The organism is Stutzerimonas zhaodongensis (genome assembly GCF_003696365.1).
Taxonomy (GTDB): Bacteria; Pseudomonadota; Gammaproteobacteria; order Pseudomonadales; family Pseudomonadaceae; genus Stutzerimonas; species Stutzerimonas zhaodongensis.
Genome location: NZ_RFFM01000002.1, coordinates 764,424 through 780,697, shown reverse-complemented (window position 1 = coordinate 780,697; position 16,274 = coordinate 764,424). Strand labels below are relative to the sequence as shown.

Annotated in this window: 18 protein-coding genes; 12 read left to right on the top strand and 6 right to left on the bottom strand. The window is 58.9% G+C overall.

The window, feature by feature from the left end; translation table 11 throughout:
• Nucleotides 1–23 precede the first annotated feature (23 nt).
• The 11 genes from EA797_RS12005 to pdxJ all read left to right on the top strand — a co-directional run bounded on the left by EA797_RS12005 (nt 24) and on the right by pdxJ (nt 9,894).
• Nucleotides 24–623, top strand: coding sequence for a sigma-E factor negative regulatory protein (locus EA797_RS12005; RefSeq protein WP_122165432.1), 600 nt, complete (start codon nt 24–26; stop codon nt 621–623).
• 8 nt (nt 624–631) lie between these two features.
• Complete coding sequence (locus tag EA797_RS12000) at nt 632–1,579, top strand: MucB/RseB C-terminal domain-containing protein (protein WP_122165430.1); 948 nt, start codon at nt 632–634, stop codon at nt 1,577–1,579.
• Entirely contained in the window at nt 1,576–2,025 is a 450-nt protein-coding gene (locus EA797_RS11995) for a SoxR reducing system RseC family protein (RefSeq protein WP_122165428.1), read from the top strand. The genes EA797_RS12000 and EA797_RS11995 overlap by 4 nt, the downstream gene beginning before the upstream one ends.
• Before the next feature lie 63 nt (nt 2,026–2,088).
• Complete coding sequence (locus tag EA797_RS11990) at nt 2,089–3,462, top strand: DegQ family serine endoprotease (RefSeq protein ID WP_122166291.1); 1,374 nt, start codon at nt 2,089–2,091, stop codon at nt 3,460–3,462.
• Between the two features lie 187 nt (nt 3,463–3,649).
• The gene (lepA, locus tag EA797_RS11985) at nt 3,650–5,449 is read left to right on the top strand and encodes a translation elongation factor 4 (RefSeq protein WP_122165426.1); all 1,800 of its coding nucleotides are present in this window, start codon (nt 3,650–3,652) and stop codon (nt 5,447–5,449) included.
• 1 nt (nt 5,450) lies between these two features.
• Complete coding sequence (gene lepB, locus EA797_RS11980) at nt 5,451–6,308, top strand: signal peptidase I (protein WP_122165424.1); 858 nt, start codon at nt 5,451–5,453, stop codon at nt 6,306–6,308.
• An 89-nt stretch (nt 6,309–6,397) separates the two neighbouring features.
• Nucleotides 6,398–6,775, top strand: a complete 378-nt coding sequence (locus EA797_RS11975) for a DUF4845 domain-containing protein (protein WP_122165422.1) — start codon at nt 6,398–6,400, stop codon at nt 6,773–6,775.
• On the top strand, nt 6,772–7,461 hold the full coding sequence (gene rnc, locus EA797_RS11970; RefSeq protein ID WP_122165420.1) for a ribonuclease III: 690 nt from the start codon (nt 6,772–6,774) through the stop codon (nt 7,459–7,461). The genes EA797_RS11975 and rnc overlap by 4 nt, the downstream gene beginning before the upstream one ends.
• Nucleotides 7,454–8,365, top strand: coding sequence for a GTPase Era (gene era, locus EA797_RS11965; RefSeq protein ID WP_122165418.1), 912 nt, complete (start codon nt 7,454–7,456; stop codon nt 8,363–8,365). Before rnc ends, era begins: the two co-directional genes overlap by 8 nt.
• A 97-nt stretch (nt 8,366–8,462) precedes the next feature.
• On the top strand, nt 8,463–9,155 hold the full coding sequence (recO, locus tag EA797_RS11960) for a DNA repair protein RecO (protein ID WP_122165416.1): 693 nt from the start codon (nt 8,463–8,465) through the stop codon (nt 9,153–9,155).
• Nucleotides 9,148–9,894, top strand: a complete 747-nt coding sequence (gene pdxJ / locus EA797_RS11955; RefSeq protein ID WP_122165414.1) for a pyridoxine 5'-phosphate synthase — start codon at nt 9,148–9,150, stop codon at nt 9,892–9,894. The genes recO and pdxJ overlap by 8 nt, the downstream gene beginning before the upstream one ends.
• Nucleotides 9,895–9,934: 40 nt before the next feature.
• On the opposite strand, the gene EA797_RS11950 is transcribed toward pdxJ, so the two are convergent.
• A complete protein-coding gene (locus EA797_RS11950) occupies nt 9,935–10,144 on the bottom strand; it encodes a DUF2905 domain-containing protein (protein ID WP_122165413.1) in 210 nt (69 codons plus the stop codon).
• Between the two features lie 45 nt (nt 10,145–10,189).
• A complete protein-coding gene (locus tag EA797_RS11945) occupies nt 10,190–11,080 on the bottom strand; it encodes a LysR family transcriptional regulator (RefSeq protein ID WP_122166289.1) in 891 nt (296 codons plus the stop codon).
• A gap of 153 nt (nt 11,081–11,233) precedes the next feature.
• Between EA797_RS11945 and EA797_RS11940 the strand changes: the two genes are divergently transcribed.
• A complete protein-coding gene (locus tag EA797_RS11940; protein ID WP_208644438.1) occupies nt 11,234–11,503 on the top strand; it encodes a hypothetical protein in 270 nt (89 codons plus the stop codon).
• Here EA797_RS11940 and cmoB read toward each other — a convergent pair.
• From cmoB to lon, 4 genes are all read right to left on the bottom strand, one after another.
• Nucleotides 11,500–12,462 (bottom strand): tRNA 5-methoxyuridine(34)/uridine 5-oxyacetic acid(34) synthase CmoB, encoded by a 963-nt coding sequence (gene cmoB, locus EA797_RS11935; RefSeq protein WP_122165409.1) that lies wholly within the window; start codon nt 12,460–12,462, stop codon nt 11,500–11,502. The genes EA797_RS11940 and cmoB overlap by 4 nt on opposite strands.
• Nucleotides 12,459–13,202, bottom strand: coding sequence for a carboxy-S-adenosyl-L-methionine synthase CmoA (gene cmoA, locus EA797_RS11930; RefSeq protein ID WP_122165407.1), 744 nt, complete (start codon nt 13,200–13,202; stop codon nt 12,459–12,461). The genes cmoB and cmoA overlap by 4 nt, the downstream gene beginning before the upstream one ends.
• A 99-nt stretch (nt 13,203–13,301) precedes the next feature.
• The gene (locus EA797_RS11925; RefSeq protein WP_122165405.1) at nt 13,302–13,691 is read right to left on the bottom strand and encodes a protease inhibitor I42 family protein; all 390 of its coding nucleotides are present in this window, start codon (nt 13,689–13,691) and stop codon (nt 13,302–13,304) included.
• 163 nt (nt 13,692–13,854) lie between these two features.
• Nucleotides 13,855–16,233, bottom strand: coding sequence for an endopeptidase La (gene lon, locus EA797_RS11920; RefSeq protein ID WP_122165403.1), 2,379 nt, complete (start codon nt 16,231–16,233; stop codon nt 13,855–13,857).
• Between the last annotated feature and the right edge of the window lie 41 nt (nt 16,234–16,274).

Here is a 16,274-nt window from a genome sequence, read left to right as displayed (position 1 = left end):
CGACAGCCAAGAGAGGAACCGCTATGAGTCGTGAAGCCCTGCATGAATCGCTGTCCGCGGTGATGGATAACGAAGCGGACGAGTTGGAACTACGTCGAGTGCTCGCCACTGACGGTGACACTGAAATGCGTTCGACCTGGTCGCGCTATCAGCTAGCTCGTGCGGCAATGCACAAGGAATTGATTGAGCCGCGTCTGGATATCGCTTCGGCGGTATCAGCAGCTTTGGCTGATGAGCCTGCTATCAGTACTGCAAAAGCTCAGCCTTCCGCTTGGCGGAATCTTGGCCGGCTTGCCGTTGCAGCCTCTGTAACAGTGGCGGTATTGGCTGGTGTGCGGCTTTACAATCAAAACGAAGTTGCTGGTCCACAGATTGCTCAGCAGCCCGCTCAGCCAACGATTGCTGTGCCTCAGGCTAGCCAAGGTCCGGCTGTTTTGGCAGGCTACAGCGAAAGCGCTGGTGCACCAGCTGCTCAAGAAGCAAGCGCTGAGGCCTCGGCTGAGGGATGGCATGAGAAGCGGCTGCCGGCTTACGTACGTCAGCATGCCCAGCAAGCTGCCTTTGGTACCGGGTCTGAAAGTGCGCTGCCTTATGCACGTGCTGCAAGCATGGAAGATCGTTAAGGAACAACATGCGTGTAATACCGCTGTATGTGGTGCTCGGAGGCTGGCTATCAATGCCGGCCTTCGCTGCTGATGACGCGAACGCTTGGATGCAGCGCCTTGCCGCAGCTGAAAAGAAACAGAGCTACCAAGGCACTTTTGTCTACGAGCGCAACGGGAGCTTCTCGAGTCATTCGGTATGGCACCTTGTTGAGGGCGAACACCTTCGTGAACGCCTGTTGCAATTAGATGGTCCGCCCGCTGAGGTGATGCTGGTTGATGGGCGAATCCAATGTGCGAGCGAGGACATGGCATCGCAAGTTCGTGATGCGCAGCCTTGGGGTCAGAAGCAATTCGAACCAGGCCAATTATCCAAATGGTATAGCTTCAAGGTCATTGGCGAATCTCGAGTTGCTGGTAGGCCTTCGTTGGCATTAGCCATCAGTCCGCGTGACCAGCACCGGTATGGCTTCGAGCTTCATCTCGACCGAGAAACGGCTCTTCCACTCAAGTCATTGCTGCTTGATGAGAATGGGCAGCTGCTCGAGCGTTTTCAGTTCACTCATTTCTCTTCCGGCTCGATCACGTCAGACGATGTGAAATCCGGTCCGGAATGTCGGCCGCTTAACGTGGTTGCAGAGCAAGAGCCGGTGTCCACTGAGTGGCGCTCGGATTGGGTGCCAGAGGGCTTTCAGCTAATCGATTCGAATGTTCGACCGAGCCCGGCTTCAGAGGAGCCCGTCACTTGGCTCTCTTATGGTGATGGCTTGGCTCGCGTGTCGGTATTCGTTGAGTCCCTCGACGGAGCAGTCGTCGAAGATACTCGTAGCCAGATGGGCCCCACCGTAGCTGTCTCCAAGCGAATCTCTACCGCGAATGGCGATGTTATGGTTACCGTAGTTGGAGAGATTCCTCTTGGTACCGCCGAGCGGATGGCGTTGTCCATGCGCTCTGGGACTGAACCGGCGCCGCAATGATCGAAGAGCCGGGTCGCGTTATCGCGGTGGAACCGGGCGCTGTCTGGGTCGAGACGCAGCGTAGTAGTACTTGCTCCGGCTGCTCCGTCAGGAGCGGTTGCGGCAAAGGACTTGCCGACAGGCTCGGTATCCGTGAGAGACGGGGACTTGTTCGGGCCTCATCCGATCTTCACCTTGATGTCGGCGATGCGGTTGTCATTGGCATTCGTGAGCATGCGCTGCTGAAGGGTGCTTTCCTTGTATATCTTTTTCCATTGCTGACGCTCTTTGCATCTGCCGTGGCGGCATCTGAACTGTCGTTGGCTGAGCCTTACATAATTCTTGCCAGCGTCATCGGTTTTGTAATTGCCTGTTCGATAGTGCGCAAGCACAGCCGGCAAACTGCTGATGATCCAGCGCTACAGCCGATCGTATTGCGCGCGTTGCTGACGGCAGCGCCCGCTTAGGCCGAGCGAACAACTCTTCTGGGGGGACGGCTTTTGAAGGTGTCACTGAACAGCTTCGCGTTCATGTTTGGGCTGGTTTTGCTGGTTAATACGGCAGCCGCCAACGCACAGTTACCAGACTTCACGCCCTTGGTTGAAAGTGCTTCTCCGGCTGTGGTCAACATCAGTACCAAGCAGAAAGCGCCGGCGCCGGGCGCCAATCCTCATTTTCCGGATCTCGAAGGCCTGCCTCCGATTTTCCGAGAGTTCTTCGAGCGAAGCATCCCTGAAATGCCTCATGGTCGGCAGCAGCCCGATGCGCAATCGCTAGGCTCTGGATTCATCATCTCTAATGACGGCTACGTGTTGACCAATAATCACGTGGTGGCCGACGCGGACGAGATCATAGTGCGTTTGCCCGACCGAAGTGAGATGGAGGCCACCCTTGTCGGCGCGGATCCTAGAACTGACGTCGCGCTGCTGAAGCTGGATGCAAGCGGGCTCCCCACGGTAAAGCTCGGAAAGTCCAGCAGCCTGAAAGCGGGAGAGTGGGTCCTGGCGATTGGTTCGCCATTTGGTTTTGACCATACGGTTACGGCCGGGATTGTCAGCGCCACTGGCCGCAACCTGCCCAATGAAAGCTACGTGCCATTCATACAAACGGACGTGGCAATCAATCCGGGCAATTCCGGCGGGCCACTTTTCAACCTCCAAGGCGAGGTCGTTGGTATCAATTCGCAGATATTCACCCGTTCGGGCGGCTTCATGGGGCTGTCGTTCGCGATCCCTATCGATATTGCCATGGACGTCGCCGATCAGCTGCGTACGGATGGAAAGGTAAGTCGAGGCTGGTTGGGCGTTGTGATTCAAGACGTCAATCGTGGGCTTGCAGAGTCGTTCGGTTTGGAGCGGCCAGCTGGTGCGCTGGTTGCTCAGGTGCTTGACGGTGGGCCTGCCGCCAAAGGTGGCTTGAGGGTTGGTGACGTGATCCTCAGTGTCGATGGCAGCAATATTGATATGTCGGCGGATTTGCCACATCTGATCGGTACCATCAAACCGGACAGCGAGGCCAAGCTCGGCATCGTCCGAGACGGTGATCGTCAGACATTAATCGTTCGGATTGGCGCCATGCCCGAAGAAGGTGAGCGCGTCGCTACCAGCGAGAGCGCCGAAAAAAGTAGCAACAGGCTGGGTGTTAAGGTTTCCGAGCTGACAGCTGAGCAGAAGAGCAGCCTCGACCTGCCGGGTGGGGTGGTGATCACGGAAGTAATGAACGGGCCCGCTGCGATGATCGGCTTGCGTCCCGGGGATGTCATTACTCATCTGGCCAATCAGGCAATCGATACGGCTTCGACTTTTGGGCGCGTTGCCGAGCAGTTGCCAAAGAACCGGTCGGTCTCCATGCGCGTGCTGCGCCAGGGTCGAGCGAGCTTCATCACCTTCAAACTGGCGGAATAGCTGTTCGTGCCGGGAGCCTTCAGCCTGCTTTCCGCTGATCCATGTGTATCCCGAGCCCGCATACCTGATTGCCAGTACCGGGAAAATTGGCGCCAGGGTCCGGCGTGGCGCTGATTAGACCTATCAGGTACACTTTGCGGCTATTTTCAGCGGGCAATCGGCCTGCGGCGTATTCGAGTGTTGAGCTGTGAGCGACCTGAGTCATATCCGCAATTTCTCCATCATCGCGCACATCGATCATGGCAAATCGACCCTGGCTGACCGATTCATCCAGATGTGTGGCGGTCTCACCGAACGTGAGATGAACGCGCAGGTGCTTGATTCGATGGACCTCGAGCGTGAGCGAGGCATCACCATCAAGGCACACAGCGTGACGCTGTATTACAAAGCGCGCGACGGCAAGACCTATCAGCTGAACTTCATCGACACCCCCGGGCACGTGGACTTCACATATGAAGTCAGCCGTTCGCTGGCGGCGTGTGAAGGTGCGTTGCTGGTCGTTGATGCCGGACAGGGTGTCGAAGCGCAGTCGGTCGCCAACTGCTACACGGCGATCGAGCAAGGCCTCGAGGTGATGCCGGTTCTCAACAAGATGGATTTGCCGCAGGCAGATCCTGACAAGGTCAAGGACGAGATCGAGCACATCATCGGTATTGATGCGACCGATGCGGTGGCTTGCAGCGCCAAAAGCGGTATGGGCGTCGACGATGTTCTCGAGCGTCTGGTGCAGGTTATTCCGCCGCCCACTGGCGAGATCGATGCGCCGCTTCAAGCGCTGATCATCGATTCCTGGTTCGACAATTATCTTGGCGTCGTCTCGCTCGTACGGGTCCGTCACGGTCGAATCAAGAAAGGCGACAAGGTGCTGGTGAAATCGACTGGCAAGACCCATCAGGTCGACAGCGTAGGCGTGTTCAATCCCAAGCACAGCAGCACCGCGGACCTGAAAGCGGGTGAAGTAGGCTTCATCATCGCTGGCATCAAGGACATCCTTGGCGCCCCGGTTGGGGATACCCTGACCCTGTCCAATACGCCAGACGTCGAAATGCTGCCCGGTTTCAAACGTGTCAAACCGCAGGTCTACGCTGGCCTGTTCCCTGTGAGCTCGGACGACTTCGAGGATTTCCGTGAAGCGTTGCAGAAGCTCACGCTCAACGATGCGGCGCTGCAATACGAGCCTGAAAGCTCGGACGCGCTGGGCTTTGGTTTCCGTATCGGCTTCCTCGGCATGTTGCACATGGAGATCATCCAAGAGCGACTGGAGCGTGAGTACGATCTGGATCTCATTACCACCGCCCCGACAGTGGTCTACGAGCTGGCCCTGAAGAACGGCGACACGCTCTATGTCGACAGCCCTTCCAAACTGCCCGATCTGTCCTCGATCGAAGACATGCGCGAACCCATTGTGAGGGCCAATATTCTGGTTCCACAGGAACATTTGGGTAGCGTTATTACGCTTTGTATCGAGAAGCGTGGCGTGCAGAAAGATCTCCAGTTTCTCGGTTCTCAAGTCCAGGTGCGCTATGACCTGCCCATGAGTGAAGTTGTGCTCGACTTCTTTGACAGATTGAAATCCGTTAGCCGCGGCTATGCGTCCCTTGATTACAGCTTCGAATGCTTCCAGTCAGCAAACCTGACGCGCCTGGATATTCTGATCAACGGCGACAAGGTCGATGCGCTGGCGCTGATCGTCCATCGGGACAACGCCCACTACAAGGGCCGCATGTTGGTCGAGAAGATGAAAGAGCTCATCCCTCGGCAGATGTTCGACGTTGCGATTCAGGCGGCAATCGGCGGCCAGATCGTCGCCCGCAGCACCGTAAAAGCATTGCGCAAGAACGTTCTGGCGAAGTGCTACGGCGGTGACGTGAGTCGTAAGCGCAAGCTTCTGGAAAAACAGAAAGCAGGCAAGAAGCGGATGAAGCAGGTCGGCAACGTGGAAATTCCGCAAGAAGCATTCCTGGCAGTGCTGAAGGTAGATAGCTGACATGTCGATTAATTTCCCGCTGTTACTGGTGATTGCCGTTGCGGTATGTGGCTTCCTGGCGCTTATCGATCTGCTGTACTTCGCTCCGCGCCGCCGGGCTGCGATAGCGAATTACGAGGGACGTGCGGGTGTCGAGCCTGATCAGTCGACTCTGGATGCCCTCAATAAGGAACCAGTCCTGATCGAGTACGGAAAGTCGTTTTTCCCCGTGCTGGCCATCGTTCTGGTGCTGCGCTCGTTTCTCATCGAGCCATTCCAGATTCCATCGGGTTCCATGATTCCAACGCTGGAAGTAGGCGACTTCATCCTGGTGAACAAGTTTGCCTATGGCATTCGTCTCCCCGTCGTGGATACCAAGGTCATCGACGTCAGCGACCCCAAACGCGGGGATGTAATGGTGTTTCGTTACCCAAGCGATCCCAACATCAACTACATCAAGCGCGTCGTGGGCCTGCCTGGTGACGTGGTTCGATACAGCAGTGACAAACGGCTGAGCATCAATGGCAAGCCAGTCCCGGAAACGCTCGTCGGCGAAGAGCCGGGGAGTCTGGGCAGTGCCAAGCTCTATCAGGAACAGCTGGGTGAGGCTGAGCATCTCATTCGCAAGGAGATGGCCCGGTATCGCGTAGAGCCTGATCGCGAGTGGCGTGTTCCCGAAGGTCACTACTTCATGATGGGCGACAACCGCGACAATTCGAATGACAGTCGCTACTGGCAGGATGCCGCAATTCCAGCTGATTTGGCCGGGATGGTGCCAGACCGCAATATCGTCGGTAAGGCTTTCGCGGTCTGGATGAGCTGGCCAGATCCCAAGTTCAGCAACCTTCCGCATTTCTCACGGGTCGGGCTGATTCACTAAGCTGTGAATCAGCGCCGGGTTCCTCTGGCCCGGCTCGCTATATTTGTGCAGCCCCGATTCGTGGGTAACGTTACGACATAGAGGTCGACATGAGTTTTGCTCGTTCGCAGAAAGGTCTGTCCATGCTGAGCTGGATCGTGATGCTTGCACTGGTCGCTTTCCTTGCCAGTACTGCATTCAAGATGATGCCGCATTACTTCGACTATATGTCCATGGACAAGATCATCAGCGGAGTGGAAAGTGACAAGTCGATGGAAATCCGCACGGTTCGGGATTTCTACAGTCATGTCCGCAAGGGGATGGACGTAAACGGCATTCGTGACCTCAACCTCGAGGAAGCGCTCAAAGTCGTCATCGAAAACAATGAATTCAAGGTCCATCTGGATTACGAGAAACGTGAGCCCCTGATTCGAAATCTCGATCTGGTGGCGAACTTCGACAAAGAATATCGCCTAAGGATGCCGTGAGCACTTCGTTAGCCCGTCTCGAGCGCAGGCTCGGTTATCAATTCAAGGACCAGGAGCTGATGCTCCTGGCCCTGACGCATCGCAGCTACGCCGGACGCAACAATGAGCGTCTGGAGTTTCTTGGCGATGCCATTCTTAACTTCATTGCCGGCGAGGCGCTTTTCAACCATTTTCCGCAAGCGAAGGAAGGGCAGTTGTCCCGCCTTCGGGCACGGCTGGTGAAAGGCGAAACGCTTGCCGTGCTCGCACGCGGATTCGAGCTCGGCGAATACCTGCGGCTCGGTTCCGGTGAACTGAAGAGCGGCGGTTTTCGTCGTGAATCCATCCTGGCCGATACGCTTGAAGCCCTCATCGGGGCAATCTACCTGGACGCGGGCATGGAAATGGCACGCGACCGTGTGCTTGCGTGGCTCGCCAACGAACTGGAAGGGTTGACGCTGGTCGACACCAACAAGGATCCGAAGACGCGCTTGCAGGAGTTCCTGCAGTCGCGTGCCTGCGAGTTGCCGAAGTACGAGGTGGTGGCCATACAGGGCGATCCGCATTGTCGGACGTTCTTCGTTGAGTGCCAGATTTCACTGCTCCACGAAAAGACTCAAGGGCAGGGTGCAAGCCGGCGTATCGCCGAACAGGTTGCCGCTGCCTCGGCATTGATCGCCCTGGGCGTGGAGAACGGACATGATTGATGAAAACCTGGAAGGCCAAGACGTCACCCGCTGCGGTTATGTGGCGATCGTCGGCCGGCCTAACGTGGGTAAATCGACCCTCCTGAATCACGTTCTAGGGCAGAAGCTTGCAATCACTTCGCGCAAGCCTCAGACCACTCGCCACAACATGCTCGGCATCAAGACGGAAGGCCCGGTTCAGGCCGTTTACGTCGACACCCCCGGTATGCACAAGAATGGCGAGACGGCACTCAATCGCTATATGAATCGCACAGCGTCATCGGCGCTCAAAGATGTGGATGTCGTGGTCTTCGTAGTGGATCGCACCCGCTGGACCGACGAGGATCAGGCGGTGCTTGAGCGTCTGCAGTATGTCGAGGGGCCGCTCATCATCGCGGTCAACAAGACCGACCGCGTCGAAGACAAGGGCGAACTTTTGCCGCATTTCGAGTGGTTGGCGCAGCAACTGCCGACAGCCGAGATCGTTCCGATTTCTGCCCAGCATGGGCAAAACCTCGACGTATTCGAAAAGCTGGTCGCCTCACATCTTCCAGAGGGCGAGCATTTCTTCCCCGAAGACCAGATCACCGACCGCAGCAGCCGGTTCCTGGCAGCCGAGCTGGTGCGTGAAAAGATCATGCGCCAGCTGGGCGCCGAAGTGCCTTATCAGATCACGGTCGAGATCGAGGATTTCAAGCAGCAAGGGCATGTCCTGCACATCCATGCGCTGATTCTGGTCGAGCGTGACGGGCAGAAGAAAATCATCATTGGCGACAAGGGTGAGCGGATCAAGCGCATCGGCCAGGAAGCGCGCAAGGACATGGAGGTGCTGTTCGACTCCAAGGTAATGCTCAACCTGTGGGTCAAGGTGAAAAGCGGCTGGTCCGACGACGAGCGCGCCTTGCACTCGCTTGGCTACAGCTGAGGCAGCTTCGCCCGCAACCTTGTGTTCGACTGCTGCTGTTCAAGCTAACGGTCGAACGCAAGCCATTCGTTTCGTCTTTGTACGCGACCCTCACTCGATGACCGGACAGAATGCCTTCGTGCTGCACAGTCGCCCCTATCGCGAAAGCAGCGCGCTGGTGGACTTCTTTACGCCGCAAGGACGTTTGCGGGCCGTGTTGCGGGGCGCGCGGGGCAAGGCGGGCACACTGGCTCGCCCCTTCGTTCCGCTGGAGGTCGAGTTTCGTGGTCGCGGTGAGCTTAAAAGCGTTGGCCGGCTCGATAGCGCAGGGCTGGCGTACTGGCTTGACGGCAACGCGCTGTTCAGCGGCATGTACCTCAACGAACTTCTGATCAGGCTGCTCCCCGCTGAGGACGCCCATCCCGCCATGTTCGATCACTACGCGGCGACCCTGCCAGCGCTTGCGGCAAAGCGGCCTCTCGAGCCGATTCTGCGATCTTTCGAATGGCGGCTTCTCACCGAACTCGGCTATGGGTTCGCCCTCGACAGGGACGTTACCGATCAGCCGATCGTTAGCGAAGCGCTCTATCGTCTGGTGCCGGACACCGGGCTGGAACCGGTCGGACAGTTCCAGCCGGGGTTATTCAATGGAGCGGAACTCCTGGCCATGGCCGAGGCCGACTGGAGTGTGCCAGGTGCACTTGCAGCTGCGAAAAGACTGATGCGGCAGGCCCTGGCCCCACATCTCGGCGGCCGACCCCTGGTCAGCCGCGAACTGTTCATGAACATGAAGGAGGTCCCGCGTGACTGAAGCCAATCGAATTCTGCTCGGCGTCAATGTCGATCATGTCGCCACCCTGCGCCAGGCGCGTGGCACTCGTTATCCGGACCCGGTGAAGGCCGCGCTGGATGCAGAAGAGGCCGGTGCTGACGGCATCACGGTCCATCTGCGCGAAGACCGTCGGCATATCCAGGAGCGCGACGTGCTGATGATGAAAGACGCGCTGCAGACTCGGATGAACTTCGAGATGGGCGTGACCGAGGCGATGCTGGCTTTTGCCGAGCAATTGCGCCCTGAACATGTTTGCCTGGTACCTGAAACACGTCAGGAGCTGACCACCGAAGGCGGCCTAGACGTGGCTGGCCAGGAGTCTCGCATCCGAGATGCGGTCATGCGTCTGGCAGCCTGTGGCGCCGAAGTTTCGCTGTTCATCGATGCTGACCCGCGTCAGATCGAGGCTGCAGCTCGCATTGGCGCCCCTGCAATCGAACTGCATACAGGCCGTTACGCCGATGCGCACTCTGTCGCCGAGCGTGCCTGTGAGCTCGCTAGAATCCGCGACGGAGTCGAGTCCGGCTTGAGCCACGGGCTGATAGTCAACGCCGGTCATGGTTTGCACTACCACAACGCTGAGGCCATCGCCGCGATCCGCGGCGTCAATGAGCTGAACATTGGGCACGCCATCGTCGCCCATGCGCTGTTCGTCGGGTTCAAACAGGCCATCAAGGAAATGAAGCACCTCATCCTGTCAGCCTCGGCCAGGGGTTGACGGGTAGGGCGGCCCGCTGGCGGTGGGCCGCTACCGCCTGTTAGCGTCGGAAGAAGAGGTTCAGCAGGACGGTGAGCACCACGCTGAGGATGATCATCGAGGTGACCGGGATGAATGTTCGGCTGCGCTCCGACTCGATGCGGATATCACCCGGCAGCTTGCCGAACCAGCTCAGCAACCCCGGCGCAAAGTGCAGCACGACCCCCAGCAGGAGCAATACCAGCCCTGCACCGATCAGCCATTTCGCCATGGTGTCTCCTGTCGCTTCGTTCTAGCACCGTTCATGTTCGAATCCTTAACGGTAACTGGCGAAAGCGGCTACCACATGCCTTGACAGCACCTCGACCGGCTCGCTGCAGCCAGGCGCGCGCAGCAGTTTGATCTGGTATTCGCCAAGCGATGGCAGGTTTGGGCCTTCCTCCAGCCGTTTGAGCGGAGCCTTGACCAGGCTGAGAGGATAGGGCGCCACCGCGAGGTCGGCAATCATCGCCGCTTCCTGCCCCGCGCACTGCTCGCTGGAATAGGCGATGCGATAGGAGCGGCCCGCTCGATCCAATGCGTCCAGGGCCTGACGCCGCCAGGCGCATTCGGGACTGGCGAGCGCCAGAGGCAGCGGATCGCGCTCAACCGCGACGCCCCCCGTTCTACCTGCCCAGACCAGAGGTTCGCTATGGATGACCTCGCCTCGAGAATCATCCTGTCCAACATTTCCGATGCTGATCAGCGCCACATCCAGTTCACCGGCGTCGACGCGCTGGATCATGTCGATGCTTCGCCCAACCGATACGTTCACCTCCACGCCTGGATGGGTCCGCGCAAACAGAGACAGCAGTCCCGGCAGGATGTGTGTGCCGATATCGGCAGGCGTACCAAAGCGTACCTGGCCATTGAGGCGCGGTGTGACGAACGCGCTGACCGCTTCTTCGTTCAGCTTGAGCAAGCGACGTGCATAACTTAGCAGTCGCTCGCCATCGCTGGTCAGCGTGATACGCCGCGCCTCGCGGACGAAAAGGGTGCAGCCGAGCGTTGTTTCGAGGCGTTTGATCTGCATGCTGACCGCCGACGTGGTGCGAAAGATTTGTCCGGCAGCGCGGGTGAAGCTGCCGCTTTCGGCAATCGACACGAAGGTGCGCAGCACATCTATTTCCAGTAGGGGCATGGCGGTTTGGGGCAACTGCTCGGGCATTCCTGGCATGGCTTGGCCTTCAATTTCATTTAACCGTAGGTTCTATTCTAGTCGTTTGTCTGAAACGTCAAGGGTGTTCAGTCTGTTGCTGTCGACAACGCGACAAGTCGGCAGACATCGGGTGCCAGGCACCCCTCACTGCGGGAGGATGCTATGAAGCGTTCAGAACAGCGGTCAGAAAGCGAGTCTAGGCCGCCGCTACCGGATTTCTACATGCCGGCGATGTGGCCCATCGAATTGCAGGAAGCGGCGGTCGAGTGGTTCAAAGTCTGGCGCAAACGTCGCCTCTACCGACGTCTGCTCAGGCTTAGCGATCGGCAACTGAGGGCGCGAGATCTGAGCCGGCCGTGCTTGATGGAGAAGGCGTATATGCCGCTGCGCCAGCTGTTGGCCGAGCAGCGGGAAGTGTGCAAGCCGCGTTAGGGTTTGCGGGCAATGAGCACAGCCCGCATCGGCGCCGGCAGGCCTTCGATGGTTTTGCTGTGATCCTGCGGGTCGAGGAAGTCAGGTAGCGACTGATAGCGCATCCAGTCGGTGCTGCGCTGTTCTCCAATGCTGGTGATGCTGACGTCGACGCAGCGCACATCGACGAATCCGGCGCGGCGCAGCCAGCATTCCAGCGCCGCCACTGAAGGAAGAAACCAGACGTTGCGCATTTGTGCGTAGCGGTCTTCCGGAACCAGCGCGGTGTGCTCGTTGCCTTCGACCACCAGGGTTTCCAGCACCAGTTCGCCGCCCTTGAGCAGGCAGTCCTTCAGGTCGAGCAGGTGGTCGACGGGTGAGCGGCGGTGATAGAGCACCCCCATTGAGAACAGGGTGTCAAAGCCTTCGAGTTTAGCGGGCAGCTCTTCCAGCGCCATGGGCAGATGCCAGACCGGAAGCTCATCGAGGTAGCGCTTCATCGCGTGGAACTGGCAGAAGAACAGCCAGTTCGGATCGATACCCACGACCGAGTCTGCACCGGCGCCGAGCATGCGCCACATGTAATAGCCATTGCCGCAGCCGACATCGAGGATGCGTTTGCCGGTCAGCTCCAGATGTGGCGAGACGCGGTCCCACTTCCAGTCCGAACGCCATTCGGTGTCGACATGCACGCCGAACACATCGAATGGCCCCTTGCGCCACGGCGACAGGCCGAACAGGGCGTCGTGGGTGACGGCGCGAGTGGCTTCATCGCAATCGGCGCTGAGCCGGAACGCATCGCGCAATTCGACGCTGCTGGGCTCAATGTCCGGCAGCGCATCGACCGCGCGTCGCCAGCGCGGCAAATCGCCGTGACCGATGGCGAGCTTGGCATCGAGTTGCGCTTGCAGGCCGTTAGCCCAAGCAGCCAGCGGGGTACCGGCCAGGCGCCAGGCGAGGGAGGTCAGGTCGAGGTTCATGGCAGGGCAATCAACGAGGCGAAGTTAAGGCATTGGAACCAGGGCACGACCTTGGAAAAACCAGCGTCGAGCAGGCGCTGGCGGTGGGTTTCCAGGCTGTCGGGCTTCATCACATTCTCGATGGCGCTGCGCTTCTGCGCGATTTCCAGTTCGCTATAGCCATTGGCGCGCTTGAAGGCAACGTGCAGGTCGGTCAGCAGCTCATGTTCTTGCTCGTCCTCGAAGCGCAGCTTTTCCGAGAGGATCAATGCCCCTCCCGGCACCAGGGCCTGGCGAATGGCGCCCAGCAACACAGGCCGCTGCTCTGGCGGAATGAACTGCAAGGTGAAATTCAACGCAACCAGGGACGCCGGTTGGAACGCGAGGGACAGCACGTCGGCTTCGACTACCTCAACCGGCACCAACTCCTGAAACATGGAGTCCTGCCCATGTAGGTACTCGCGACAGCGCTCCACCATGGCGGCGGAATTGTCGACGGCAATCACTTGGCAATTATCGGTCTTCACGTGCCGGCGCAGCGCCTGGGTGACGGCACCCAGTGAGCAGCCGAGGTCATAGAGGCAGCTATTGGGCTGGGCAAACTGGGCGGCCAGCACCCCGATGTTCTCGACGATGGTCGGGTAGCCCGGTACCGAGCGCTTGATCATGTCGGGGAAAACCCGCACCACATCTTCGTTGAATACGAAGTCCTGGGGTTGGGCAAGGGGCTTGGCGAACAGGCGATCGGGTTCGTGGCTCACGGCGGCGTCTGGGCAGGCTGAAAAACAGGGGCGGCATTGTAGCGGAAAGCCAGCCCAGGCGCCGTTGGCAACTGGACAGCCGGCAACAACGGCCTACGGCTATTGAACTTCTATACGGCAGTCGAACAGCCCAGCCGGTTCGGCGTCCGGTTCCCATGGTTGCTGATAAGTAAGGTAAAGACGGCCGCTGCCTGCTTCTGCCGCCTGGAAGCGCCAGGTCGACATGCCGTCCCCGCCGATCATGTCTGACTTCGGTGAGCTGAACACTTCCGGACCAAGGCTTTTCAGTTGATCAGTCGAGACCTCGCGCAGGGTCCAGCGATAGCCCGTGGTGGGATTACTTGCGAGACTGACGATCAGCGTCTGGCCGCGTTGCAGGGCGACCGGGCAGTCTGCGTCGTCGCTGAGGGCGACGCTAGTTGGCGGCGTACTGGCGCAGGCAGCAAGCAGGAGCAGGGGAGCGAACGGCAGCAGGCGAACTAGAAACATGGGGCGACCGACTCAGGAGGTGAAGGAAAACGCTCGGGCGTCGGCTCAAACCATAAGGTGCTAACGCCTGTGCGTAAAGTCATTCGCTTGGCGATCGGGTGTGCGGGGCAACAGATGAGCTGCGGCTGAGGCCGTGACGCATTGCACGGCCCGCCGCACCTGCTCAGAACAGAACCTTGACCACGTCGCTGAAGCGCTTGGCGAAATGCATCGTCAGGCCTTCCTTGAGATAGTCCGGCAGCTCTTCGAAATCCCCGCGATTGAGCTCCGGGATGATCAGCTCATAAAGCTTCAAACGTCTCGCGGCGATGACTTTTTCACGTAACCCGCCGATGGGCAGGACCAGCCCGGTCAGGGTCAACTCGCCGGTCATGGCCACACCTTTCTTCGGCGCTTGGTTACGCGCCAATGACAACAGCGCGCTGGCCATGCTGATGCCTGCACTGGGTCCGTCCTTCGGCGTCGCGCCCTCAGGCACATGCATGTGCACGAAAGCCTGGTCGAAGAACTCCGGATCGCCCTTGAACTCCCTCAGATGCGAGTTCACATAGCTGAAGGCTATCTCGGCCGACTCCTTCATCACATCGCCCAGCTTGCCGGTGAGCTTGAATCCGCGGTTGAGCGTGTGAATGCGTGTCGCCTCGATGGGCAGTGTCGCGCCACCCATACTGTTCCACGCTAGCCCGGTAACCACGCCCACTCCGGTCAGCAGCTGTTCCGGATGCCAGAATGGCATGCCCAGATAGCCTTCGATGTCCTTGGGACCGATCTTGATCTTGCTTTCCGGTTCATCCAGCAGCTTGACCACCGCCTTGCGCACGACCTTACCAAGCTGCTTGTCCAGCTGGCGAACGCCGGCTTCTCGCGCGTATCCCTCGATGAGATAACGCAGTGCGCTTTCGCTGATGGACAGGCGATTCTTCGGTACGCCAGCGCGTTGCAACTGACGTGGCCACAGGTGACGCTTGGCGATCGCCAGTTTCTCTTCGGTGATGTAGCCGGACAGCCGAATGATTTCCATGCGATCGAGTAGCGGACCAGGAATCGAGTAGAGGCTGTTGGCGGTGCAGACGAACAACACCTTGGACAGATCCAGGCGCAGGTCGAGATAGTGATCGAGGAAGCCGACATTCTGTTCGGGGTCGAGTGTTTCGAGCAGCGCTGACGCCGGGTCGCCCTGATGGCTGCTGCCCAGCTTGTCGACTTCGTCGAGCATGATTACCGGGTTCATTACCTCGACTTCCTTGAGCGCCTGGGCCAGCTTGCCGGGCAGGGCACCGATATAGGTTCGCCGATGACCCTTGATCTCCGCCTCGTCGCGCATGCCGCCGACACTGAACCGGTAGAAAGGACGGCCCAGCGACTCTGCGATGGATTTGCCGATACTGGTCTTGCCAACGCCAGGTGGGCCCACCAGCAGCACGATTGAGCCCGAGATTTCGCCGCGGAACGCGCCAACGGCAAGGAACTCGATGATGCGGCTCTTGATATCGTCGAGTCCGGCATGGTGCGCGTTGAGTACTTTGCGGGCGTGCTCCAGATCAAGCTTGTCTTCGCTGTACAGGCCCCAAGGCATCGACGTTGCCCAATCCAGGTAGTTGCGGGTTACCGCATACTCTGGCGAGCCGGTCTCAAGTACGGAAAGCTTGTTCAGTTCGTCGTCGATGCGCTTCTGCGCGGCTGGGGGAACGACCTTGCCCTCCAGGCGAGAACGGAACTCGTCGGCGTCGGCGCTGCGGTCATCCTTGGTAATGCCGAGTTCCTGCTGGATGATCTTAAGCTGTTCCTTGAGGAAGAACTCGCGCTGGCGCTCGCCGATCTTTCTGTTCACTTCTCCCGTCAGTTCTTTCTGCAGTTTGGCGACTTCGACTTCCTTGCGCAGCAGCGGCAGCACCTTCTCCATGCGCTTGAGAACGGGCACGGTGTCCAGGACTTCCTGTAGCTCGATGCCTGGCGCCGTGGTCAGCGCGGCGGCGAAGTCGGTCAACGGTGACGGCGCGTTCGGGCTGAAGCGGTTGAGGTAGTTCTTCAACTCTTCGCTGTACAAAGGATTAAGCGGCAAAAGCTCCTTGATCGCATTGATCAGCGCCATGCCGTAGGCCTTCACTTCGTCGCGCGGGTCTTCATCGCTCTGCGGGTATTCGACTTCCACCAGATAAGGCGGTTTACGGCGCAGCCACCCTTTGATTCGGACACGGGCCATACCCTGGGCGACGAATTGCAACTTGCCGCCTTCCTTCGATGCGTGGTGCACGCGAACCATGGTGCCGTGTTCGGGCAGGCTGTCCGGATCGAAGCTCGCGGCATCCTGTGCCGGGCTGTCCATATAGAAGAGGGCCAGACGCTGATGCGGCGTCTTGGAGACCAGTTCCAGGGTGTCGGCCCATGGCTCTTCATTCACGATGATCGGCAGCACCTGGGCAGGGAAGAAAGGCCGGTTGTGCACCGGGACGATGTACAGCTTGTCGGGCAGGTTCTGATCCGGCAGCGCCAGATCGGTGGAAACGTTCTGCTCGAAATTCTGGTTGTTGTCGTCGTTCATGCGGCACCTGTTGCGAGTACGTGCTCTTTAGATGGGTATCC

Bases quoted from the DNA above. Each gene is read 5' to 3' on its own strand.
- EA797_RS11995 (WP_122165428.1), top strand. From the start codon at position 1,576: ATGATCGAAGAGCCGGGTCGCGTTATCGCGGTGGAACCGGGCGCTGTC.
- EA797_RS11945 (WP_122166289.1), bottom strand. From the start codon at position 11,080: ATGCCCGAGCAGTTGCCCCAAACCGCCATGCCCCTACTGGAAATAGAT.
- EA797_RS11950 (WP_122165413.1), bottom strand. From the start codon at position 10,144: ATGGCGAAATGGCTGATCGGTGCAGGGCTGGTATTGCTCCTGCTGGGG.
- recO (WP_122165416.1), top strand. From the start codon at position 8,463: ATGACCGGACAGAATGCCTTCGTGCTGCACAGTCGCCCCTATCGCGAA.
- cmoB (WP_122165409.1), bottom strand. From the start codon at position 12,462: ATGAACCTCGACCTGACCTCCCTCGCCTGGCGCCTGGCCGGTACCCCG.
- EA797_RS11990 (WP_122166291.1), top strand. From the start codon at position 2,089: ATGTTTGGGCTGGTTTTGCTGGTTAATACGGCAGCCGCCAACGCACAG.
- EA797_RS11940 (WP_208644438.1), top strand. From the start codon at position 11,234: ATGAAGCGTTCAGAACAGCGGTCAGAAAGCGAGTCTAGGCCGCCGCTA.
- EA797_RS12005 (WP_122165432.1), top strand. From the start codon at position 24: ATGAGTCGTGAAGCCCTGCATGAATCGCTGTCCGCGGTGATGGATAAC.
- EA797_RS12000 (WP_122165430.1), top strand. From the start codon at position 632: ATGCGTGTAATACCGCTGTATGTGGTGCTCGGAGGCTGGCTATCAATG.
- lepB (WP_122165424.1), top strand. From the start codon at position 5,451: ATGTCGATTAATTTCCCGCTGTTACTGGTGATTGCCGTTGCGGTATGT.
- EA797_RS11975 (WP_122165422.1), top strand. From the start codon at position 6,398: ATGAGTTTTGCTCGTTCGCAGAAAGGTCTGTCCATGCTGAGCTGGATC.
- lon (WP_122165403.1), bottom strand. From the start codon at position 16,233: ATGAACGACGACAACAACCAGAATTTCGAGCAGAACGTTTCCACCGAT.
- era (WP_122165418.1), top strand. From the start codon at position 7,454: ATGATTGATGAAAACCTGGAAGGCCAAGACGTCACCCGCTGCGGTTAT.
- EA797_RS11925 (WP_122165405.1), bottom strand. From the start codon at position 13,691: ATGTTTCTAGTTCGCCTGCTGCCGTTCGCTCCCCTGCTCCTGCTTGCT.